Source organism: Bartonella sp. AP331QHHD (assembly GCF_042195905.1).
Taxonomy (GTDB): Bacteria; Pseudomonadota; Alphaproteobacteria; order Rhizobiales; family Rhizobiaceae; genus Bartonella.
Map to the genome: position 1 here is coordinate 65,594 of NZ_JBHIPG010000034.1, position 24,112 is coordinate 89,705.

The 24,112-nt window shown below is 38.7% G+C and carries 18 protein-coding genes and 1 other RNA gene; 7 read left to right on the top strand and 12 right to left on the bottom strand.

Translation table 11 applies throughout. The features are described from left to right. The first annotated feature begins 12 nt into the window (after positions 1-12). The 5 genes from ftsZ (at position 13) to ligA (ending at position 7,875) form a co-directional block, all read left to right on the top strand. Positions 13-1,785 carry a cell division protein FtsZ gene (gene ftsZ, locus ACFIMS_RS04540; protein WP_375612001.1) on the top strand — a complete coding sequence of 591 codons (1,773 nt, stop codon included), beginning with the start codon at positions 13-15 and terminating at the stop codon, positions 1,783-1,785. Between the two features lie 214 nt (positions 1,786-1,999). Next, on the top strand, positions 2,000-2,884 hold the full coding sequence (gene lpxC, locus ACFIMS_RS04545) for a UDP-3-O-acyl-N-acetylglucosamine deacetylase (protein ID WP_375696418.1): 885 nt from the start codon (positions 2,000-2,002) through the stop codon (positions 2,882-2,884). 158 nt (positions 2,885-3,042) lie between these two features. Continuing rightward, positions 3,043-3,936, top strand: a complete 894-nt coding sequence (locus tag ACFIMS_RS04550) for an outer membrane protein assembly factor BamD (protein ID WP_375675619.1) — start codon at positions 3,043-3,045, stop codon at positions 3,934-3,936. A 6-nt stretch (positions 3,937-3,942) separates the two neighbouring features. Then, the gene (gene recN, locus ACFIMS_RS04555; protein WP_375613375.1) at positions 3,943-5,604 is read left to right on the top strand and encodes a DNA repair protein RecN; all 1,662 of its coding nucleotides are present in this window, start codon (positions 3,943-3,945) and stop codon (positions 5,602-5,604) included. Positions 5,605-5,715: 111 nt separating this feature from the next. Continuing rightward, entirely contained in the window at positions 5,716-7,875 is a 2,160-nt protein-coding gene (ligA, locus tag ACFIMS_RS04560; RefSeq protein ID WP_375638330.1) for an NAD-dependent DNA ligase LigA, read from the top strand. Positions 7,876-8,292: 417 nt separating this feature from the next. On the opposite strand, the gene ACFIMS_RS04565 is transcribed toward ligA, so the two are convergent. The 4 genes from ACFIMS_RS04565 to ACFIMS_RS04580 form a co-directional block, all read right to left on the bottom strand. Then, on the bottom strand, positions 8,293-8,925 hold the full coding sequence (locus tag ACFIMS_RS04565; protein ID WP_375696419.1) for a hypothetical protein: 633 nt from the start codon (positions 8,923-8,925) through the stop codon (positions 8,293-8,295). Between the two features lie 972 nt (positions 8,926-9,897). Beyond that, positions 9,898-11,724: an aminopeptidase P family protein gene (locus tag ACFIMS_RS04570; RefSeq protein WP_375696420.1), complete on the bottom strand. Its 1,827-nt coding sequence runs from the start codon at positions 11,722-11,724 to the stop codon at positions 9,898-9,900. A 22-nt stretch (positions 11,725-11,746) separates the two neighbouring features. Next, entirely contained in the window at positions 11,747-12,616 is an 870-nt protein-coding gene (locus ACFIMS_RS04575) for a 50S ribosomal protein L11 methyltransferase (RefSeq protein WP_375668341.1), read from the bottom strand. 28 nt (positions 12,617-12,644) lie between these two features. After that, positions 12,645-13,226 (bottom strand): SCO family protein, encoded by a 582-nt coding sequence (locus ACFIMS_RS04580; protein WP_375628847.1) that lies wholly within the window; start codon positions 13,224-13,226, stop codon positions 12,645-12,647. A gap of 136 nt (positions 13,227-13,362) precedes the next feature. Here ACFIMS_RS04580 and ACFIMS_RS04585 point away from each other — a divergent pair, with 136 nt between their 5' ends. Next, positions 13,363-13,992, top strand: a complete 630-nt coding sequence (locus tag ACFIMS_RS04585; RefSeq protein WP_375668342.1) for a DapH/DapD/GlmU-related protein — start codon at positions 13,363-13,365, stop codon at positions 13,990-13,992. A 56-nt stretch (positions 13,993-14,048) separates the two neighbouring features. On the opposite strand, the gene ACFIMS_RS04590 is transcribed toward ACFIMS_RS04585, so the two are convergent. The 5 genes from ACFIMS_RS04590 to ssrA form a co-directional block, all read right to left on the bottom strand. Beyond that, a complete protein-coding gene (locus ACFIMS_RS04590; RefSeq protein ID WP_375696421.1) occupies positions 14,049-16,388 on the bottom strand; it encodes an ATP-dependent helicase in 2,340 nt (779 codons plus the stop codon). Between the two features lie 119 nt (positions 16,389-16,507). Further along, a complete protein-coding gene (locus ACFIMS_RS04595) occupies positions 16,508-16,759 on the bottom strand; it encodes a ribbon-helix-helix domain-containing protein (RefSeq protein WP_273788067.1) in 252 nt (83 codons plus the stop codon). Positions 16,760-16,769: 10 nt separating this feature from the next. Next, complete coding sequence (locus ACFIMS_RS04600) at positions 16,770-16,952, bottom strand: DUF4169 family protein (RefSeq protein WP_375612011.1); 183 nt, start codon at positions 16,950-16,952, stop codon at positions 16,770-16,772. Positions 16,953-16,960: 8 nt separating this feature from the next. Beyond that, complete coding sequence (locus ACFIMS_RS04605; protein WP_375696422.1) at positions 16,961-17,512, bottom strand: SspB family protein; 552 nt, start codon at positions 17,510-17,512, stop codon at positions 16,961-16,963. 179 nt (positions 17,513-17,691) lie between these two features. Next, positions 17,692-18,048: a transfer-messenger RNA gene (gene ssrA / locus ACFIMS_RS04610) on the bottom strand. Between the two features lie 97 nt (positions 18,049-18,145). On the opposite strand from ssrA, the gene ACFIMS_RS04615 reads away from it, so the two are divergent. Then, a complete protein-coding gene (locus ACFIMS_RS04615; protein WP_375668344.1) occupies positions 18,146-18,451 on the top strand; it encodes a DUF2853 family protein in 306 nt (101 codons plus the stop codon). 68 nt (positions 18,452-18,519) lie between these two features. Here the strand turns inward: ACFIMS_RS04615 and ACFIMS_RS04620 are convergent, their stop codons facing one another. The 3 genes from ACFIMS_RS04620 to ACFIMS_RS04630 form a co-directional block, all read right to left on the bottom strand. Further along, positions 18,520-19,827: an MFS transporter gene (locus ACFIMS_RS04620; protein ID WP_375612014.1), complete on the bottom strand. Its 1,308-nt coding sequence runs from the start codon at positions 19,825-19,827 to the stop codon at positions 18,520-18,522. Between the two features lie 654 nt (positions 19,828-20,481). After that, positions 20,482-21,792 (bottom strand): MFS family transporter, encoded by a 1,311-nt coding sequence (locus ACFIMS_RS04625; RefSeq protein ID WP_375613380.1) that lies wholly within the window; start codon positions 21,790-21,792, stop codon positions 20,482-20,484. Between the two features lie 956 nt (positions 21,793-22,748). Continuing rightward, positions 22,749-24,056, bottom strand: a complete 1,308-nt coding sequence (locus tag ACFIMS_RS04630; protein ID WP_375612016.1) for an MFS family transporter — start codon at positions 24,054-24,056, stop codon at positions 22,749-22,751. Positions 24,057-24,112: the final 56 nt, after the last annotated feature.

Consider the following 24,112-nt stretch of genomic DNA (forward strand, 5'->3'; position numbering starts at 1 on the left):
AAGGAAAAGAAAATGACGATTAATCTGCATCGGCCAGATATCGCGGAATTGAAGCCACGCATTACCGTTTTTGGTGTTGGAGGTGGTGGCGGGAATGCCGTGAATAATATGATAAATGCTGGTCTTCAGGGAGTTGACTTTGTTGTTGCAAATACGGATGCACAGGCTTTGGCTATGTCAAAGGCTGAACGTGTTATCCAACTTGGGGCAGCTGTGACAGAAGGTTTGGGTGCTGGGGCTTTGCCTGAAGTTGGACAAGCGGCGGCGGAGGAATGTATTGATGAAATTATTGATCATCTTGCAGACTCTCATATGGTTTTCATTACTGCTGGTATGGGGGGAGGAACTGGAACAGGGGCTGCTCCCGTTGTTGCTCGCGCAGCGCGTGAAAAAGGTATTTTGACTGTTGGTGTTGTGACAAAGCCGTTTCAGTTTGAAGGCGCACGTCGTATGAAAACGGCAGAGGCTGGTATTGAAGAATTACAAAAGTCTGTCGATACATTGATTGTTATTCCCAATCAAAATCTTTTCCGTATTGCAAATGATAAGACAACGTTTGCTGATGCTTTTGCTATGGCTGACCAAGTGCTTTATTCTGGTGTTGCTTCCATTACGGATTTGATGATTAAAGAGGGTTTGATTAACCTTGATTTTGCTGATGTTCGTTCTGTTATGCACGAAATGGGTCGAGCCATGATGGGAACGGGTGAGGCATCTGGTGATGGGCGTGCTTTGGCTGCGGCTGAAGCTGCTATTGCAAATCCATTGTTGGATGATACCTCTATGCGTGGGGCGCGTGGTTTATTGATTTCTATTACGGGTGGTCGTGATATGACTCTCTTTGAGGTTGATGAAGCTGCTAATCGTATTCGTGAAGAAGTAGATGCTGATGCGAATGTGATCTTTGGCGCTATTGATGATGAGTCATTGGAAGGTGTTATTCGTGTTTCTGTGGTTGCCACCGGTATTGATCGTGAAGTTAGTGATGTGGTTCAGTCCTCTCATCCTCAGATTCAAAGGCCTGCTTCTTCAATACGCAAGAGCGATCCTGGAACGTCACATAGTTCTTTTCATGTTCAATCATCGCCTCTGCGTTCTGAGTCAATGGTAGAAGTGATCGAATCACTTGAAATAGAGAAGGGTAAATCAACCGGAGAACAGTTCCGTCCCAAAAGTCAAATTTTTGCACAACCTGCAGAAGCAATGACGACACGAAGTGCCACGAATGCTGTTGCGTATGGTTCAAATGCTGTTCAGGAACAGAGATCAAATGTGCCTCGTATGCAAGTAAGCCGTGGTTCTCAACAGGCGATGACGGCTCCTGTGAGTATGGAGGCAACAGCGCATGTTCTTGATGAGATGACAGGGCTTGTGAAGCAAAAAGAAAAGCCAGTGCAACCAAAACAAATGCAACAAATGCAAGCGCGCGCTCCAATGCGTATGCCTGAGTTAAAGGATTTTCCTCCTGTTGCTCATGGACAAAGCCAAAGAACATTTGTGACGGATCAGGGTCCTCGTAATCTTTGGCAGCGTTTGAAACAGAGCTTGACACATCGTGAAGAAGCTGAGCCAGAAGCGAGGCTGGAGCCTGCTGTTAGATCGTCTCAGCAGAAAGATTCTCATGTTTACAATAAAAACTCTCAGGCGCTTTCTCAAGATGCTTCTGTTTATGTTCCACGTCGTTCTGGTGAGCTGCATCCTCAGGTACCACAAGATCAGCGTACTTTTATAAGTGAAGAAGATCAGTTGGAAATACCAGCATTTTTACGTCGTCAGGCAAATTAATTGATGAAAAATGAGGTAAAGTAAGAAATTTTATTATTTCTTTAATGCTCAGTCAAAAATTATACAGTAAAATATATTACTGTTTTTGGGATAAAATACTTTGTTTTAAAAAGACCGCTTACAATAAGCGGTTTTTTTTTATTATTTACTATGAATATTTTTTATAGTTTTATAAATTTTGTTAAAAGATGTACAAGCAATTTAATAAAATGATATGATGAATTTAGTACCAAAATATCAGTCTACTCTTAAAAAAGCAGTAACATTTAAGGGGATTGGCGTTCATAGTGGCTGTTTGTCAGTGGTAAAGGTTTGTCCAGCGGATGTTGGGTGTGGTATTGTTTTTAAGCGTTGTGGATTAGACGGAACAGAGAAAATATTTCAAGCCCATGCATCGCAAACAGGAAAAACTGAATTATCAACAGTACTTGGAGATGGAGATGTAAGGGTTGAAACAATTGAACATTTGATGGCGGCAATTGCTGCTTATAATTTGGATAATCTTGTTATTGAAGTGTCACATAATGAGATTCCTATTTTGGATGGTTCAGCGTGGCTATATTGCCAAGCTTTTGAAGATGTTGGTATTGTACAGCAAAATGCGTTGCGTTCTTATTTCATTATAAAAAAGCCGGTGCGGGTTGAAGGAGCTCATGGTGTTGCAGAGCTTTTGCCATTCGATGGACGTCGTTTTGATATAACGATCTCTTTTCCTTCTTCTGCTATTGGTAAGCAACATTTCAGTTTTGATCTTACCACACGAGGGTTTAGGGATGATTTGTCACGTGCGCGCACTTTTGGTTTTATCAAAGACGTGGAAGAATTAAGGCTTTCTGGAAAGGCGAGAGGCGCTTCTTTGGAAAATTCTCTTGTTATCGACCTTAATGATAAAATTTTAAATCCCGATGGTCCTTATTGGGAGAATGAATGTGTTCGGCACAAGATGCTTGATGCGATTGGTGATACTGCTTTGCTTGGGGCACCTTTTATTGGATTATTTCGTTCTTATTGTAGTGGGCATAGAATTAATGCGCAATTGGTGAAGGCTGTTTTGGCAGACGAATCATATTATGAAAAAACCTTTTTAGAGAAAAAGTAAAAAAATTGGCAAGATTTTTTTATCGTTTATTTGATTTTTAAGGGGATGATTGACCTAAACTGTTAAATTGGTTATGTGGATTTTAAAGTGATATGGTATAAAACCTTTGATAAATTGTTTTTGCTACAAGGTGATATTCTCTGGAGGCCGGAAAAACTATGAAAAAATCTCATGTGTGCATTGGAAATATGACATATAGAAAATCTAACATTGTACGCAAGATATTGGGGGTGGTACTTTTAGGAAGCACCTGTATGTTAGCGGGATGTCTCTTTAAAGAGAAAAATACCCTTGATCCATCTGCTTATGTTTTGAAAATAGAGCCACCAGATGTTCTCTATAATCAGGCGCTTGCTAGCCTTGAAAGTGGGCGGCTTGGGGATGCATCGAAGAAGTTTTTGAAGATTGAAAAACAGTACGCTTATACAGACTGGGGGCGTAAATCTTTGGTCATGGGTGCTTTTACTAATTATCGACTCGGAAAGTATGATGATTCAATTAGTATGGCTCAACGCTATATTACGCTTTATCCAGGGTCAACTGACTCGGCTTATGCGTACTATATTATTGGTCTTTCTTCTTTCCGTCGGATTCCCGATGTTACGCGTGATCAACGTGATACGAAACGCGCTATTGCTGCTATGCAGCTTCTTATAGAGCGCTATCCAAATTCTGAATATGTCAAGGATGCTAAGGATAAAATCCGTTTTGGGCGCGAACAGCTGGCTGGTAAAGAAATGCAGATCGGCCGTTATTATGAAGAGGGGCGGCGCTACCTTGCGGCAAGTAGACGGTTTCGTACCGTGGTTGAAGAGTATTCCGATACAAATCAAATTGAAGAAGCACTTTTCCGCTTAACGGAAGTTAATTTAGCTCTTGGCTTAACGGCGGAAGCGCAAACAGCAGCAGCTATTTTAGGACGTAATTATCCCAAAAGTGAGTGGTATAAATTTTCTTATAATCTCTTGCAGAAGAATAAAATATCACCACATGAGCATAAATCTTCTTGGATCTCAAATGCTTTAGGTGGTGACAAGAAGAGGGTACGTTGATTCTCTATGTTGGTACAGCTTTCGATTCATAATATTGTTTTGATCGAAACGCTCGATATTCATTTTACAGCGGGGTTGACGGTTTTAACTGGAGAAACGGGTGCGGGGAAGTCTATTCTCCTTGATGCTTTATCACTTGCTTTAGGGGGGCGGGGTGATGCTTCGCTTGTGCGTCATGGTGCTGACCGCGGGCAGGTTACGGCTGTTTTTGATGTGTCTGTTTCACATCCTGCACGTCAACTTATTCGTGAGAATGGTCTTGATGACGAGGGTGATATTATTTTACGGCGGGTACAATCAAGTGATGGACGTAGCCGTGTCTTTATCAATGATCAGGTGTCTAGTGTTGCATTGATGCGAAGTGTTGGCCGTTTGCTGGTTGAAATCCATGGACAACATGATGATCGTGCACTGGTTGATGTTGCTACACATCGCCAATTATTAGATGCCTTTGGTGGACTTGAGAATGAAGTGGAAAATTTACGCCAGTGTTATCATACATGGCGTGAATGTGAGGAGCGTTTGCAACAGCAGCGTCTTAAAGTAGAGAGCGCTGTACGTGAGGTTGATTATCTTCGTGCGTGTGTAGAAGAGCTTGAAAAGCTTGATTTTCAAGTTGGTGAAGAAGATGCTCTTTCTCTTCGCCGTGCAGATATGCTTAAATTAGAAAAAATAGCAACGGATATAAAAGAAGCGGATGATCTTTTAACGGGTCAAAAATCACCAATCCCAGTGCTTTCCAATTTGGTGAGGCGTTTGGAGCGGAAAATTCCTGAGGCGCAAGAACTTATTGCACCAGTGGTGAAATCTATTGATGAGGCATTGCATGCACTTGCAACAGCACAAGAAGGTATTGAGGTGGCAATACGAGCATTGGACTTTGAACCTGATGAATTGGAACGGATAGAAGAACGTCTTTTTGCTCTTCGGGGTTTTGCTCGTAAATATCAAGTTTCTGCGGATGAATTGGTTCAGTTACGCGATAAAATGGATGCTGAACTGGCTGACTTTGAAGAGGCTCAGACCATATTGACACGTTTTGAAGATGAGGCAGAGCAGGCAAAGAAAAATTATGATACATTGGCGCAAGCCTTAACAATAAAGCGTCGGGAGACAGCAAAGCATTTATCTGAAAGTGTTATGGCTGAGTTGCCGGCATTGAAGTTAGAGAGGGCTGAATTTATTGTTGAAATGCAAAGTGATATGGAAAAGCGGAGTGCAGAGGGATGTGATCGTATTGAATATTGGGTGCGGACAAATCCTGGAACACGTGCTGGGCCGATGCTTAGTGTGGCTTCTGGCGGTGAATTATCCCGTTTTTTGCTGGCATTAAAAGTTGTTTTATCTGATCGAGGATCAGCACCGACGCTGATTTTTGATGAAATTGATACAGGCGTTGGGGGGGCTGTTGCAGCGGCTATTGGGCAACGGTTGCAACGCTTATCAGAACATGTCCAAGTTTTCGCTATTACGCATGCTCCACAGGTTGCATCGAAAGCGCATGGTCATTTTCTTATTTCAAAAATTGAGAGTCATGATAAAGGACGCTTTGTTACTGCGATTCATAAAATGAAAGAACATGAGCGTGCAGAAGAAATTGCCCGTATGTTGGCTGGAGAACAGATTACTGAAGAAGCGCGTGCAGCGGCTCAAAAGCTTCTCGCATAAAGGTAATTAGTCAGCGATAAAAATACTAGAAAGCTTATATTTATTGAGATTCACTTGATGAGGAGGCGTGGGAGGCCCTTGTGGCAGCGCTTGTAATTTGGAATAGATTTTATGAACAAAGATGCATATAAAAATCTCACAGCTGTTGAAGCAGAACGTGAATTAGAGTGGTTGGCAAAAGAGATTGCACGTCATGATGTGCTTTATAATCGTGATGATCAGCCTGAAATTTCTGATGCAGAATATGATGCTTTACGTCGTCGTAATGCAGAAATTGAAGCTCTTTTTCCAGAGCTTATACGTATTGATTCTCCTTCACATAAAATTGGAGCACCAATTTCTGAAAAATTTGAAAAATCTGTTCATGCACAGCCTATGCTTTCACTTGATAATGCGTTTAGCTCTGAAGATGTTACTGAATTTGTTGAGCGTATTCGTCGTTTTTTACGGCTTCCAGAAACACAAGTGTTGGAAATAACAGCGGAGCCAAAAATTGATGGTTTATCTTTGTCTTTGCGCTACGAAAAGGGGCAGCTTGTGCGTGCGGCAACGCGTGGGGATGGAACTGTCGGTGAAAATGTGACGGCAAATGCCCGAACAATTGCTGATATTCCACAAGTTTTGCAAGGTGATTTTCCTGATATCATTGAGGTGCGTGGTGAAGTTTATATGGGGCGGGAAGATTTCCAAGCACTAAATATCAGCCAACAAGAGAAGGGCAAGTTAACCTTTGCCAATCCTCGAAATGCGGCGGCTGGTTCTCTCCGTCAGCTTGATTCACGGATAACTGCTAGCAGAAAACTTCAATTTTTTGCTTATGCTTGTGGTGAGGTGAGTGAAATATTGGCAGAAAGTCAAATGGAGATGATGAAAAAGCTAAAAGAGTATGGCTTTGTTATCAATCCATTAACAAAAGTTTTTAAGACAGTAGAAGATATTATTTGCTATTATCACGATATCGAAGAATGCCGTCATTCTTTAAGCTATGATATTGATGGTATTGTTTATAAGGTTAATGATTTGATGCTCCAAAAGCGCTTGGGGTTTGTTTCTCGTTCGCCGCGTTGGGCTATCGCCCATAAATTTCCAGCAGAAAAAGCGATAGCGCTTTTGGAAGATATTGACATTCAAGTTGGTCGCACGGGAGCTTTGACACCTGTTGCACGTCTTACGCCTATTACTGTTGGTGGAGTGGTGGTGACCAATGCTAGTTTGCATAATGAGGATTATATTAAGGGAATTGGTCATAAAGGAGAGCCCATTCGTGAAGGACGTGATATCCGTGTAGGTGATAGCGTGATTGTACAACGTGCTGGTGATGTGATCCCTCAAGTTATTGATGTTATCATTGAAAAACGCCCGAAAGATGCTGCTGTTTTTATTTTTCCTCATTTGTGTCCAGCTTGTGGGAGTCATGCTGTTCGTGAAGTGGGAGAAGCCGTGCGTCGCTGTACAGGGGGGCTTATTTGTCCTGCACAAGCAATTGAACGTATTCGTCATTTTGTTTCACGCAATGCTTTTGATATTGAAGGCTTGGGTAAAAAACAGGTAGAGTTTTTTTTCTATGCTCAAGATGAGGCGCTTTGTATTCATACACCAGCCGATATTTTTACTTTACAACGGCGCCAAGAAAAGTCTTTGATACGTTTGGAAAATATGGAAGGTTTTGGTATTGTTTCAGTTCGGAAACTGTATGATGCTATTAATGCGCGCCGAGAAATTCCTTTGAGCCGTTTTTTGTTTGCATTGGGGATTCGTCATGTTGGCGAAGTGAATGCACGCCGCCTTGCACGTGCTTATAAAAATTATACAGCTTTTGAAACTGCGGCTATGGAAGCATTTATGCCATGTGATAAGGAAAATGAAGAAGGAAATGAGGCTTGGATGGAACTTACCAATATTGAAGGAATTGGACCACAGGTAGGGGGCGCAATTGTTGATTTTTATAGAGAAGCGCATAACCGTGAGATTTTATCTGTTTTGCTTGAAGAAGTAACTCCTCTTGATGAGGAGCCTATCATAGCAGATTCTTCACCAATAGCGGAGAAGATCATTGTTTTTACAGGAACTTTGGCGCATATGTCACGCGATGAAGCAAAAGCATTGGCAGAGCGATTAGGGGCTAAAACATCTGGTTCACTTTCTAAAAAAACAGATCTTCTTGTTGCAGGACCTGGAGCGGGCTCCAAATTGGCTAAAGCTGAAGAATTAGGTGTTGAGGTTATCGATGAAGAGGCTTGGCTACAGCTGATTGAGAAACATAATGTTTAGAGGATGTTTTCTAGAAGATGCGTATGCTGTTTGTGTGGTTATCTCTCTTACATTTGGGGGAGCTGGAATCAAAAAGGAGATAAAGGGGCTATTTTTTGTAAACATAGAATGCCAATATATTTTGATATTTATTAAGTTATTAAAAATGATTAACGCTGAGCTTAAATATTAAACTTAAACTATTATGATGAAGAATATGCAAGGTTATTATTAGTAAAAGATATAAATTATTACTGTGAAGAAAGGTAAAATTTTTGAACAAATATGTAGAGTTTAATCCAAAATGCCGTAATAAACCGATTATAATGACGTAATAGAAATGTAACGCGGAAGATTACAAAATATAATAAAACATTCCGCTATAAATGAATAAGGGATATAAATGCGAGTTGTTTATTATGTTGAATTTATAAAAGATTACTGGTACCTATACTTATCAGGCATTATTAGATGGTACACTTGTCCAATTTCATTACAAAATTTCGGATATTCGCTAATGCGTCTAGCAGCATAATTTTTTTCCTGACTTCCTTCATCTCTCTCAAATTTCTCAGCATAGGAAATTTCGTTTATTAGAGCTAGTATTTGGATTGAGAATATTTCAGAATTAAATACCATTCGTGCGTATCTAAACATTGGATCTGTCGAGTTCATGACTAAATTTTTTGCCCAAATGAAATCGTTTTCTTTCCAATTATATTGAGAATGTAGCTTATGTATGTAGGTAGGTAGGGATAATGCTGGAAATTTTTTATTGTACTCTCCCTGTAATAAGTCCACAAGGCATGCACACCAAACAACTTTCGCATGGATAAGATTTATATTTTCAGGAATTAGTACTATCATCCCAGGGCTTAGAACATGATATACACCATAACTCTTATTATCCAGATATTTTTTTGCAATTTCTAGGCGCTCTTCGTATATATTATCAGGATATTGTGTCTTTACGTACTCTTCGTATAATTTATCGTACTGATTTTGAGTAATGACTTGATTTTCAGAAAATAAAGCAATAGGAACTCGCTTAAATTTAGTAATTTCCTTCAATACAGAAGGCCCAATATAGTATCCAAATAATAATATTACGGAATAAAATAAAATTATACGCATTAAGATAGTCACTTTATTTCTAAAATACTGGATAAGGAAAGGATATAGATTACTAAGATCTGTGCTTAAGATTTTGTTAACTAACAAGCTATAAGACACACGTTTTATTGTGTATTTTTCAGAGCATTTGTAAAACTCTGTAGAGAGTTTGAATCTTCTTTATTTACGTGACTGTTTTTGTGTTATCTAGTTTTTATATCCTCTGTTATTGTCGTTAATTTTTAGCTGAATAACACATTCAGGTAAAAACACATGCCTCCATATATGTTGTTTTTATACTGTGCAGTTGGAAACTATCTATATTGTGGATAACGTTTTTTCAACAGTAAGTAATAGTCTAGAAAATAATATTGTATTGTTAACTATGCAAATAAATAAAAAATCTTAACGCTGATGTTATCATCATGCTCCTTCTTTTAATTCTAAATACTTAATTTTATTTCATGGCAGATTCTATTTCATTGTAGCAATATGTATTATAATGAATTACAGCTATTGTAAATGATTCAAGAATTAAAATAATATAAATTATCATTGTGAAGCAAACAAAAAGGTAAAATTTATTCGAATAAATATGCAGAATTTTTGAATCCAAACAGCGTAATAAGCTGGTTATAATAGGTGTTTTAGAAATACGATGCGGAGGGTTACAAAATATAACGAAAGTTTCCATATAAAGAAACTAGGGATATGAGAGTGTCTAGATGGAGATCGCCAAGATAAGTATTACCGCGTATAGGTGTATCTCATCTTGCTTCACCGAGGTTAGCGTTTACCGTACCAGCAAAAAACTTGAAGTATCTTGTAGAAATATTTTTTGTGTTTGCTGATGGTAAATTCGCACTTCTCTCTTTAAAAGAGAAGGGTGTAGTGTTTTGTAGAAAGGGTAAAAGTTATAGGTTGCTTCATTTAAAGGGGCATTGTTGCTTCTTTTGCCCATTTTTTATCTTCTTCATTTAAGTAAGGTGCATTCATCTGATAAACGCGCGCATGGTAATCATTGAGCCATTGTCGTTCTTCTTGTGTCAAAAGCTCTGGAAGGATTAACCGTCGATCAATGGGGCAATGTGTAAGTGTTTCGAACGAGAGCATTTCTATATCTCCACCATCAATTTTTTGTGCTGGCTTCACAATCATCAAATTTTCAAGACGGATACCAAAAGCGCCTTCGCGGTAATAACCTGGCTCGTTTGAAAGAATCATACCGGAGATGAGTTCTTGGCACCCTTTACGAGAAATATTTTGCGGTCCTTCATGGACAGAAAGATAAGATCCAACACCATGACCGGTGCCATGGGCATAATCAAAACCAGCTTTCCACAATGCAATGCGTGCAAGAGCATCAAGGTCTTGTCCACGGGTTCTTTTGGGAAAGCAAGCAGTTGAAAGAGTAATCATGCCCTTGAGAACAAGAGTGAAACAGCGTTTTTCTTCTTCTCCAATATTCCCAATTGCTACTGTACGTGTGACATCAGTCGTGCCATCACGATATTGTCCACCTGAATCAACGAGGTAAAGTTCACCGGCTTTGAGTTGTTTATTTGTTTGCGTTGTTACACGATAATGAATAATGGCACCATTTTCTCCTGTTGCGGAGATTGTATCAAAAGAAAGATCTTCAAGTTTTTCTCCCATTTCTTTTGCTGTATTTATGCGAAATTCTTCTAATTTTTGAGCAGCAGAAATTTCACTTATTGACCCTGGTATTTGTTTATCTAACCAAGAAAAAAAACGGGTTAGGGCAACACCATCGCGTAGATGCGCTTTGCGTGCGCCATTGAGTTCTGTGTCATTTTTAATGGCACGTGGTAGAGCAGCAGGATCGGTAAGTGTGATAAAAAAGCTATTTTTTTCTTCAATAACAGTTCGTAATTTTTCGCATGTTAGCTGTGGATCTAAGGCAAACACTGTCCCTTTTTGAACATACTCTTTGATCTTGGGAATAAGCTGTTCTGGTTCATATAATTTTGCATAACGTTCTAGATATTGTTTCTGTTCTACACCAAGTTTTTTGCTGTCAATGAATAAAGCTGGTGTTTTGTTAAGTGGAATGAGAGCAAAACAAAGGGAAAAAGGCGTGTTGGAAACATCATTGCCCCGTATATTGAATGTCCATGCAATGGAAGAGGGGTCTGTAAAAATAAAAGCATTTGCATGAGTTTGCTGTATATCTTTGTAAATCAAAGCGAGTTTTTCATCTGTATCGCACCCAGCATATTTGAGAGGGTGAATTGATAAGGCAGATTGTGGTAATTTTGGTTGATTATGCCAGAGCAGATCAATGGGATTATGTTGAACTTCTACAAGTTTTCCACCTGCTTTCATTTCTAATGCGTTTCTCAATGCATCGGTGGCAGCAATCGTGTGGAGCCATGGATCAAAGCCAATAGAAAGTTTTTGACCATTTTTTTCAAGCCATTGTGAAGGAGGGCAAGTTATGAGATCTTCATAATCAAAAATATCAGGATCAGTTTGTTGGCGAACTTGGAGCTTATATCGCCCGTCTGTAAATATGATGGCTTTGTTTTTTAAAATCAGTGCAATCCCAGCTGATCCAGTAAAGCCGGTTAACCAGCTAAGGCGTTGAGCATGAGGAGGGACATACTCTCCTTGGTGTTCATCGCACCGCGGAACAAGAAAACCATCGAGTCCAAGGCGATCAAGTTCTTTACGAAGGCAAGAAATGCGTTCTGCTGCATAAGCAGGATTTGTTGTCGCCTCAAAAGATTGATACATAACGACGTCCTTTTCTTTTATTTTATTTCAGGTGTATCGTAACCCATCCTTGCCGGTGGTATGTTTCGATATGCTTCAGTCCTTGTTTTATATAAGTCTCCAAAACATGGGCATGTTGTTCTTCAAGAATTCCAGAGAGTATAAGTGATCCCCCTTTTTGAAGTGCCGTTACCACTTCTTGCACAAGTTCAATAAGCGGATTAGCAAGGATATTGGCAACAATGAGATCAAAAGGAGCTCGTGATGCAATTGCATCATGGGCAAAACCTGTTGCTGTAATAGCTGTAACATATTCATTGACACCATTGAATTCGATATTGTGTTGTGCAACTTGAATAGCAATTGGGTCAATATCGGATGCAAGCACAGTAATTGGTTTGAGCATTGCTATGCCAATGGCTAGTACACCGCTCCCAGTACCAAGATCAAGGGCATTTTGGGGATTTTCGTGTTTCATGACTTTGGCAATCATTTCTAAACAACCGGCTGTTGTTCCATGATGTCCGGTGCCAAAAGCTTGATTAGCTTCAATTTCAATAGGGAGAACATTTGCTGGAATGGCGTTTCGGTTGTGACTTCCATGAAGGAAAAAAGGACCGGCTTGCACAGGTTTTAGTCCTTCTAGGCTTTTTTGTACCCAATCAATGTTGGGTAAAACTTCCATATTAATTTTATCAAAATCTATAGAGAGAACGCTTGCAAAATGTTTTAATGCGTTCTCTTGATTGTCTTGATCGACATATAGAGAAAGCTCATATACAGCATTTTGTTCATCTATCTCTGTAAGAGCAAGAGGATAACCTTCTTCGTCAAAGGCTGTTTCTATAAGGGTATAGAACCGTTCTGCTTCATTTTTAGAAGCAGTATAATAGAGGCGAATTTGTTGCGACATGCTGTTCTTTCTTTTGATCGGCTTTTTTTTAGTTTAAGATGAGTTTTTTTAACCGTTCAATGGCGATTTCATCTTTTAATTCGCTATCGCTTTCTTTCGTGTCATAACGAATAACGCCAGCTAATTTTCCACCTTTTTTGAGTAAAAAAATTGCTGCTGTATGGTTATATGTATAGTTTCCATCTGTTTCAGGGACTTTTTCAGCAACGATGTTGAAAGAATTGACCATTTTATGAACTTTATCAGGATCTCCACTAATGCCAACAATTTTATTGTTAAAATTACTGAGATAATCATGGAGTACTTTTGGTGTGTCACGTTCAGGATCAACAGTCACAAACCATATACCTAATTTATCAGCTTCAGGCCCAAGGGCTGTAAGCCATCGATCAAGATTCATCAGTGTGGTAGGGCAGCTTTCAGGACACATAGTGAAGCCGAAAAAAATTATTGAAGGCTTGCTTCGAACATCAGCCTCAGTAATATTTTTTCCATTAGAATCAGTGAGCGTAAAGTTATCACCTAAAGGCTTATTTGTCAGCGTATCATAAATAAAAACACCTGCAAGAAATATGATTGTCAGCCCCAAGATGCGTATTACATTTTTCATAGTTTGACTCTCTTAGATAGATCGAGAAATTGTAACATCGGCAGGTTTGTTTTGCAATGTTTGTTTCATGGTTGATTTTATTGGCTTGATTGGTATGTCTTTCCATATCTATTGATAAAACATTGGTGAAAGATGTATGAATATTGAGAAAGATCTTCGATTTCATGAAAGTGAACCTCGTATCCATACGACAGCGCGGCTGCATGGTTGTAAATTAGGGCGCTATGTGGAAATTAATGAGCGGGTGATTTTACGGGATGTAACCGTTGGAGATTTTTCTTATTTAGAGCGTAATAGTGAGGCTATTTATAGCGATATTGGGCGTTTTTGTTCTATTGCATCTCATGTACGGATGAATGCGTTGGAGCATCCTATGGAGCGCGTTTCAACGCATAAAATAACCTATCGTCCAAACGAATATTTTCGTTATATGGCATTAGATAGTGGTTTTCGTGAAAGGCGTTGTGCAAAACGTGTTATTATTGGGCATGATGTGTGGATTGGACATGGTGCGGTTATTATGCCTGGGGTGACAATTGGTCATGGCGCTATCATTGGCGCGAACGCTGTTATAACGAAAGATGTTATGCCTTATACGATTGTCGTTGGGGTGCCTGCTAAGCGATTGCGGATGCGTTTTCCCAATCATGTGATAGAATGCCTTTTAGATATGGCTTGGTGGGATTGGCCACTTAATAAAATTCACGACGCATTGCCTGATATGCAAAATTTGCCCATTGAAGCCTTTGTTCGCAAATGGAAATGATAGTCAGAATAAAACAAAATGATCTCTTGGAAAAACGGATCATGGTTTGCTTGTAATTAAGCTTTGTTTACAAAATTATCTAGTACACGCTTTTCTCCGGCTTTTTCGAACATTATTGTCAATTTATGATCGTCTATTGCTATAATATAACCATAACCAAATTTTATGTGAAAAATCCGATCATTGACAGAAAAATCTGATGGTGTATGAGAGATTGATTGCGTGATAATTTTTCCTTCAATATTCTTGTTTTTTTGTGCACGCTTTTGTCTTGGTGTTGCATAGTCATTATAAAAAGAATCGTGATATTGAAAGGAAGATTTTCCATAACCACCATAGGATGTTTCCATTTCTACAACTTCTATATGTTCTGCTGGTAATTCATCTAGAAAACGGGAGGGAAGAGCAGGTTGCCAAAGTCCATGAATTCTTCGATTCGATACAAACCATATATGCAAATGTTTTTTTGCTCTTGTTAGACCTACGTAAGCAAGACGCCGTTCTTCTTCTAATCCTGAACGTCCACCTTCATCTAATGAGCGCTGGTGGGGAAAGAGTCCTTCTTCCCAACCTGGAAGAAAAACTGTTTCAAATTCAAGTCCTTTGGCTGAATGAAGTGTCATGATGTTGACTGCATCCATATTTTCATTATTTTCCGTTTCCATAACGAGTGCAACATGTTCCAAAAAACTTTGAAGATTTTCAAATTGTTCCATGGAACGAATCATTTCTTTAAGATTTTCTAGTCTTGTAGGAGCCTCTGGTGAGCGATCTTCTAACCACATGGTTGTATAACCAGAATCATCAAGGACGATCTCGGCAAGTTCTCTATGAGGAGTGTCTTGAAGCATATTTTGCCAGCGGCGGAAGTTTTCAATGAGGCTTCGTAACGCACTGCGTGCCTTAGGCTTTAATTCATCTGTTTCAATGATGTCTGCGGCAGCAGAAAAGAGAGGAACAGCACGTGCACGTGCACTCTCATAAAGAATGCGCAGGGTTGCATCTCCTATGCCGCGTTTGGGTGTATTAATAACACGCTCAAAAGCTAAATCATCAGTAGGTTGGACAACAACGCGTAAATAAGCCATGGCATCACGTATTTCCATTCGCTCATAAAAACGAGGACCACCAATGACGCGATAATTAAGGCCAAGTGTTACAAAGCGATCTTCAAATTCACGCATTTGAAATGATGCGCGTACCAATATAGCCATATGATTTAATGCATGACCGGTTTGTTGTGCGCGTTCGATTTCTTCTCCGATTGCTCGTGCTTCTTCTGCCGAATCCCATGCTGAATGAATTTTTACCTTTTCTTCCTCACTCTTTATTTGAGCAGAAAAAAGGACTTTTCCCAGTCTTTCTTCATTATGAGCAATGAGATGGGAGGCGGTTTTAAGAATATGAGATGTTGAGCGATAATTGCGTTCTAGACGAATAATTTTAGCAGAAGGAAAATCTTTTTCAAAACGTAATATGTTTTCGACTTTTGCACCACGCCATCCATAAATGGATTGATCATCATCGCCAACACAACAAAGATTAACATGTTGACCTTGAGGATGTTGGGCCAAAAGCCGAAGCCAAAGATATTGTGCTGTATTTGTATCCTGATATTCATCGACAAGAATATAACGAAATTGAGAATGATATTCGCGAAGAATATCTGGATTATGTTGGAAGATAGAGATAGAATGAAGTAGAAGGTCACCAAAATCACAAGCATTAAGATCTTTTAATCGATTTTGATAACTGTGATAAAGTTCACGTCCCATGCCGTTACCAAAGGAATGAGCATCACTTTTTGAGATATGTTTTGGTGAAAGTCCTTGATTTTTCCAAGAATCAATCATCATGGCAAGGTTTCGTGCGGGCCAACGCTTATCGTCTAATCCTTCAGCTTGAATAAGTTGTTTTAAAAGTCGAAGAACATCATCGCTATCAAGAATTGTAAAGTTTCTTTTTAAATCAACAAGCTCTGCGTGACGGCGTAAAATTTTAGCTCCAGTGGAATGAAAGGTTCCAAGCCAAGGCATACCTTCAACAACTTCTCCAATAAGTTCACCAATACGTATTTTCATTTCACGTGCTGCTTTGTTGGTGAAAGTGACAGCAAGTATTTGCTGAGGAGAAGCAAGTCCAGAGCGTAAAATGTGAGAAATACGGGTTGTTAAAACGCGCGTTTTTCCTGTACCAGCACCTGCAAGAACTAAAAGAGGTCCCTCAGTATTCATAACAGCTTGTTGCTGTTCTGGATTGAGTTGTTCTAAATAGTCTGTGTTATATGATTTTTGTTCTTTTAGAGTATGGGAGAAAAAACCAGAGCTCTTCTTATCATGGTCTGGAGGGGAATCTTCTTCAAAGAAAGGTATGGTATGATCAGAAAAATTACTCATTATCTCTCTTTTGTAGTCTTTTTTTTATTGAAGTTCTAGATTAAAAAAACTTCTCTTAAAAAGTCACAACAGTTTCAGTTGAACAGACAGAAAGAGAACGTAAAAAATAAGCACAAACATTAAAGGCGTTGGGTGAGAACGCTTTGAAGGGCATAAACGCGTAACGAAGCCGAAAGATTTACTTGTTGTGGTCTTTTGCTATCAATATCGGTAATAATAAAGGCTAAAGATTGTCCTTTTTTGCGGGCTATATCTTTTAGAATATCTAAAAATGGTGGTTCTAAAGAGACGCTTGTTGCGTGTCCATCAACGCGAACAGATATCTTTCGTGGAATGACTTTTGACCAATCGATAGAATTATTTTCGTGCATTTTTCCACCTTTATTCGTCGTTTCGCAAACGATTTTGATCAAGAAATTTTTGCATTTTTAAAGATTTTTGCTGCTCAAAATTTTTTTCAGTTTTTGTTCGTCCAAAACGATAACGATTTTGCTCAGCACAAAGAGATTTTTCTGTACGTTTTTTTTGTTTTCGAAATTGGCGAAGATTAATCAATTCAGTCATGAGAAAAATTATTTTTTCCGAAAGGAATCTAAAGAGACAACATCAGCACTTTGACTTTGTTTTGCATCGTTATTTGAAGGTTCTTTATTTGTACTGAGATTTTGTTCTTTTGTAAGCGTATTTTCTTTTTTTTGTTTGTTTGATAAGGTAATGGGCGTAGTTGAGGTATTTTCTGAATTTTCACTTTCTCCAGAGGTCAGATTTGAGGGCAGATCAAATGCTGCTTCAAATGCTGCTACAGGATCGTAAAAGACCTGAATGGAAGTAAAAGGAATCATGAGCTTTTCGGTTATTTCCCTGAAAGAGAGAGTTACTTCGAAAGCTGTTTCTGAAACACTGAGATCTCTAAATTGATGCTGTAAGACGATTGTCATTTGCTCGGGATAGCGATTTTTTAGCCGAGGAGAAATTTTAACGCCTGGGGCATTTGTCAAAAAAGTTATAAAAAAATGATGATTTCCCGGAAGACCTGCTTTGGCAACTTCCGATAAAACTTTACGGATAACTCCACGAAGCGCATCCTGAACGAGAATATCGTAACGGATTTGATCTTTAACCATCGAAGTTTATTCCTTTTATTTCACGTAGCAGAATGGGGCGTATTGATATTGTGTGATAGAATATATTTTAAATTAGCAGATTTTTTCTACGATGCACCTCAATAAATCGAATAAATACGAAACTCTATGGTAAATAATGTCTGATAATGTCTGAAAGATCAATCAACAACATTTAAAAAAGTGAAGGCTTCTGTTGCCAGGTGCCTCCGAACCCCGCTTAAACCTGCGACGGTTTAAGGCTCAAATTGAAACATTCACACCACCTTAAGCGGCGAGACGTGCTTCCGCATAGTTGTCATTTGCAACTACTCATTTAGCCCGATAACGGTGGTACAATGCCGAGTAAAAGAGCGATCTTTACACCCTTGTCGATCCTATTTCGCCCCCACCAAAATATAATTTTGATTTTTTATATTTTGGTGGAGGCGCCGGGTACCGCCCCCGGGTCCAATAGGTTTATTTCACCGTCCATTTATTACCATAGCTGGTAAACCAGCCCTCTAAATATAGATGAAGAACAGTCTTAGGAAAAGGGGGGGTTGTTAATATTTTTAATCCTCTAATTATTTATGGAGCTATATGAGGCGGCTATAAAGTATAGACCGCTCATTTTTGGAGAGGAGATGATGCAAAATGACAAATAATTTAGCAGATATTAAACTATATGATTCAAATCCCGATGAAGCAGCAGTAGAACGACTTAGCCATCGTTTAGCTTTGGTGATGAAAAAGCAGGATGCAGCGCTTGTTGCTACATCGGATCCAAAAGAGTTAGAACGTGTTGAAAAATGGGTTCAAGATGTTTTAGAAGCTGATGAGAAGAGTGCTAAAACGGCTGTTTCAAAAGTGGCTGAGATGATGTCTGGAGAGCGTAGAAAAAGTCGACTGACTTTTTATTATCTAGTTGCTAAGCAACTTAATGCACTTCATAAAATTTAAACAATATTAAATTTGTGATAATGATAAAAAAAGCCCAATTTCTTGGGCTTTTTCGTTGATAAAAAGGGTTAATGTTTTTCATCCTCTTGGAGGTAGCCTCCTTTACGCATACTCGGGACAAAGAGAAGAGCAATGAATGCCATGATCATCACGACGGTTATATAAAAATAAAAGAGTGATTCATGACCGTACTTTTTTAATCCAAGCGCAACGTATTCAGCAGAACCACCAAATAAGGCGTTGCCAATGGCATGAGAGATGCTAACGCCTAATGCGCGTATTGAAGAGGGAAACATTGCTGATTTGACGACACCAGAGATGGATGTATACATGCTCATAATGAAGAGCAAGCCAATAATGACGGAAAAGGCAACCCATATACTATGCGTATTACCGATTATCCAGAGTCCAGGAAATGTAAAGATGACAGAGAGTATACTCCAAATGATAAGTAAAGTTTTTGTTCCAATTTTATCGGCTATGATACCAGCTATGGGTTGGAATAGGATGAAAATAAATAGTACAGCTGTCATAATCGTTGTTGCGGTATGTTTATCAAAGCCGGTGGTTGTGATCAGATATTTTTGCATATAAGTCGTAAAGGTGTAAAATGTGAGTGATCCTCCTGATGCAAAGCATGCAATTACGACAACGGCTTTTGTATGCTTGGTGAGAAGTTCCTTAAGACTGCCAGAGTGTTTGTGAGAGCGGCTTTCTTTCGTGGTTGTTTCGTGGAGAGAACGACGCAGATAAATCGCAATCACTGCCCCGAAACCACCAATCACAAAAGGAATGCGCCATCCCCATGCTTTTAACTGATCTTCAGAGAGATAAGATGCTAGAATAAATATAATGAAGCTGGCAAGAAGTTGACCTGTAATAAGGGTGGCTGATTGGAAAGAAGCAAAAAGCCCACGATGTTTTTTGAGGGCAACTTCGCTCATATAAGTGGCTGCTGTACCATATTCACCACCTGCTGAAAGTCCTTGCATCATCCGAGCTAAAAGTAAAAGGATTGCTGATGTTACTCCTAAGGTTTCATAGGTGGGAAGTATGGCGATGAAAAAAGAGCCACCACACATCATGAAAATGGATATAAGCATCGAGCGTTTACGTCCATAACGATCGGCGACAAACCCTAAAAACCAAGCTCCAATAGGGCGCATAAGAAAGCCAATAAAAAACACACCTGCGGTTTTTAACAGTGGCGTAATCGTATCACCATCGGAGGGAAAGAATTGTGATGCAAAATAAATTGATGCAAATGAGTACACGTAAAAATCATACCATTCTACGAGATTTCCTGATGCGCTTGCTATAATAGCAAAAACACGTTTTCTTGCATCCTGTGATGCTGAAGTTGTTTCATTTTTCATGAATTGTTCCCCTTTTGGATTTATAGTTCATATTTTCTAAACATAATTGTTTATGATTTCCAGAAAAATTCAATGGTATTATAACAATTTCTTAGGGAAACTCTTTAAGATGATTTATTAGAGTTATGTTGTCATTCGTTTTAAGATTTTTACTTGTGTTGTAGAATAAAAAGTTATCACATTGCATTTAAAGGGAGAGAACATTGAAAAGTAGATCAAGATACCTTTAAACTTGATGAGAAGAATGCAATATTGGCATCATACCGGAAGATTATAGAAGAGATGGTCTTTATGAGCAGAAAGCCCAAAAACTGAAGACATTTCATAAAGCTTAAGTTAATGTAAAAGGGGATTTTGTGTCCTTAATTATCTTATTGTATCATAACACATCATCATTTAGGAGGGTGAGGTAAGTCTCAGATAAGGTTTTCCGTATGAGGTGTTTTTTAGATATCGTGATAAATATTTAGGGTAGGGCTGCCCATAGAATCTTATCAAGTAAATTACATAAAGAGGGCAGTAACTATAGACAATTTAAAAGAAACTGAGTTGTTTGTAAGATGAATGCGGGGCGGGCTTTTCGTTCTTTACTAGGGTGGAGAGGAGATCAAAAAAAGCCCAATTTCTTGGGCTTTTTTTATCCAGAAAATAAGTTTAATGAAGTTTATCGTCTTTATCGAGATATCCTCCTTTATCTATATCGGGCATAAGAAGAATAGAGATGAGTGCAATGACCATCATACCAACGATGTAAAAAAAGAAAACAGATTCGTATCCCATATTTTTTAATCCAAGCGCTACATATTCAGCAGAACCGCCAAAGAGTGCGTTGCCAATGGCAAAAGCAAATCCAACACCAATTGCTCGGATTGAAGCAGGGAACAATTCTGCTTTTATGATACCAGCAATGGACGTATAAAAACTCATAACACAGAGTATTCCAATAATGATTAAGAGTGCTGTCCATGGATTATGGGCATTACCGATCATTTTAAGTACAGGAATGGTGCAGATAATGGATAATGCCCCCCAACTAATGAGTGAAGCTCTTGCTCCAATTTTATCGGCTAGGGAACCAAAAAGGGGTTGGAGTAGCACAAAAACAAAGAGGGCGGCAGTCATTATCGTTGTTGCGGTTTGTTTATCAAAGCCCGTGGTTGTGATCAGATATTTTTGCATATAAGTGGTGTATGTATAAAATGTGAGAGATCCACCAGCTGTAAAGCCAACAACCAAAAAGAAAGCTTTTTTATGATTGCGAAAAAGTTCTCGAAGACTACCAGCGTGTTGTTCAGAGCGGCTTTTGTGGGTTGTTGTTTCATGAAGCAAACTACGCAGATAAATTGCAACGATTGCTCCAAAGCCACCAATGACAAAGGGAATACGCCATCCCCATGCTTTTAACTGATCCTCGTTAAGGTAAATGGCTAAAATAAATATTATAAAACTTGCGAGAAGTTGACCTGAGATCGTTGTTGCATATTGAAAAGAAGCAAAGAGACCACGACGATTTTTGGGCGCAACTTCGCTCATATAAGTTGCTGCTGTACCATATTCACCGCCAACGGAAAGTCCTTGAAACATACGGACTAAAAGGAGAAGAAATGCTGCTGTTATTCCCAAGGTTTTATAAGTGGGAAGTATGGCAATGAGAAAAGAGCCACCACACATCATAAAAACAGAAATAAGCATTGAGCGTTTACGTCCATAACGATCCGCAATGTATCCAAAGAGCCATGCTCCAATTGGACGCATAAGAAAGCCAATAAAAAAGATTCCTGCCGTTTTTAACAGTTGTGTAACAATATCTTCATCTTCAGGAAAAAATTGTGATGCAAAATAAACCGATGCAAAGGAGTAAGCATAAAAGTCGTACCATTCTACCAGATTTCCTGATGCGCTGGATATGATAGCAAAAATACGTTTCCTTGTATCATGTGGATCTAAAGTTGTTTGATTATTCATGAAGTATTCCCCTTTTAGATTTATAACTTTTCTTCTTTTTAAAGCTATTTACGATGTGCATTATAAAAACGCCATTGTATCATGATAATTTTTTAGGGAAACATAAAGATTTTTTCTAGAGCTATCAGTGGTGTTTTGGGCTCATGGTGTTGTTACATTGCGTAAATCATACGCTTTTTACTATCCTTAAGGAAATATTATTTTTTGTTTGATTGTGAATTATTTGCATATGCAGAGTGTTTATGAAGATATGATACTCTTTAGTTTATATGCTTGATGTTGTTTCGTAAAATGATGTTATTGACTATTTCATGCGAGGTTGGTGTATCAGTTAAAATAATTTTTAGGAATGATCTTAAGTGTTAAGGGGGAGTACAATATTAAGAGTTCCTCAATAGTATAATGATAGCGGCTTGCACTTTTATTAAGTGTAAAGAGAGTGATGCCCATGTTTATACTTTACGGGGCTTTTACGTTATGTCATTCACGGGTGCCGTTGTGAAATGGAGTTGGGTGCATTGAGAAATGTTTCTCAAAAAAGTGTGCGAATTCATAATATAATGGTATTTTCTATTTTTCATGAAAGGATTTGTTTTGCATGAGGGGGTACTATTAAGAACGTATTAAACAAAATCATGAGTGTAATCTTTATTATTGATAAAATTATCTTGAAAGATAATCACTTTTCTTCGATTTTGAGTGGGCATGGGAATATTAAAATAAATCAAACGTTTTTTATCTTCAGTGAATTAAATTCAGCTAAAGAAGTATTTATTACATAATAATATGAAGCCATTTATTTTTATAAGCGGCGTGTGCAGGAGGGAACATTGCTTCTTTAGAGTGTTTGAAGGGATAAAAAATTGTGAGCTTTAAACTTCTATCGGAAAGAATATAAAGAAAAGCCCAGTACTCTGGGCTTTTTTGTTAAAATCCTTGTTTGTTAACATTAAAGGTTAATGAATATCGTCTCCTTGTAAATACCCTTTTTTGCGAGCATCTGGCATTAAGAGAACAGCAATGAATGCAATAATCATCATGCCGGTTATATAAAAATAGAAGACAGATTCATATCCAAGATCTTTTAATCCAAGTGCGACATATTCAGCAGAACCGCCAAACAGTGCGTTGGCAATAGCATAAGAGAGCCCAACTCCTATTGCTCGTACTGAAGCAGGAAACATTTCTGATTTTACAATGCCAGAGATAGATGTATAAAAGCTCATAATGCAGAGCATTCCAGTAATGACTGATAAAGCAATCCATGTACTATCAGTACTACCAATCATATTAAGTCCAGGAATGGTAAAGATAATAGATAAGACACTCCAAATAAGGAGTGAAGTTCTTGTTCCAATTTTATCTGCAAGAGCACCAAAGAGGGGTTGGAGTAACATGAAAACAAAGAGTGCAGCTGTCATGATTGTTGTGGCTGTATGTTTATCAAAGCCAGTGGTTGTGATCAGATATTTCTGCATGTAAGTCGTATAGGTGTAGAATGTGAGCGATCCTCCAGCTGTAAAGCCAATAACCAGAAAGAAAGCTTTTCGGTGGTTGCTCAGAAGTCCCCTAATACTACCAGCTTGTGCACTAGAACGACTTTCTTTGGTCGTTGTCTCATGGAGTGTGCGGCGTAGATAAATCGCAACAATTGCGCCGCATCCACCAATGGCAAATGGAATACGCCAGCCCCACGCTTTTAGCTGATCTTCGGTGAGATAAAGCGCTAAAATGAATATAACGAGACTGGCTAGAAGTTGACCTCCAATCAGTGTGGTATATTGGAAAGAGCTAAAAAATCCGCGGCGATTTTTGAGGGCGATTTCGCTCATATAAGTTGCTGTTGTACCATATTCACCACCGACAGAAAGCCCCTGAAGCATTCTGAGTAAAAGTAAAAGAATTCCTGCTGCCATTCCAATGGTTTCATAGGTAGGAAGTAGGGCGATTAAGAACGAACCACCACACATCATAAAAACAGAGATAAGCATTGAGCGTTTGCGTCCGTAACGATCGGCAATGAAGCCAAAAAGCCATCCGCCGATTGGGCGCATAAGAAAACCAATAGCAAAAACACCCGCCGCTTTTAAAAGTTGCGTAACGTCATTGCCATCTGAGGGAAAGAATTGTGATGCAAAATAAATAGATGTAAAGGAATAAACATAAAAGTCATACCATTCTACTAGATTACCTGATGCACTGGACACGATAGCCCAGATACGTTTTCTTGTATCATGTGGTTTTAAAGCTTCTTGTTTTTCCATAGTCGATCCCTTTATTTGATGTTCATCCATCTTTGTTCATTTATGTCATTTTTTTA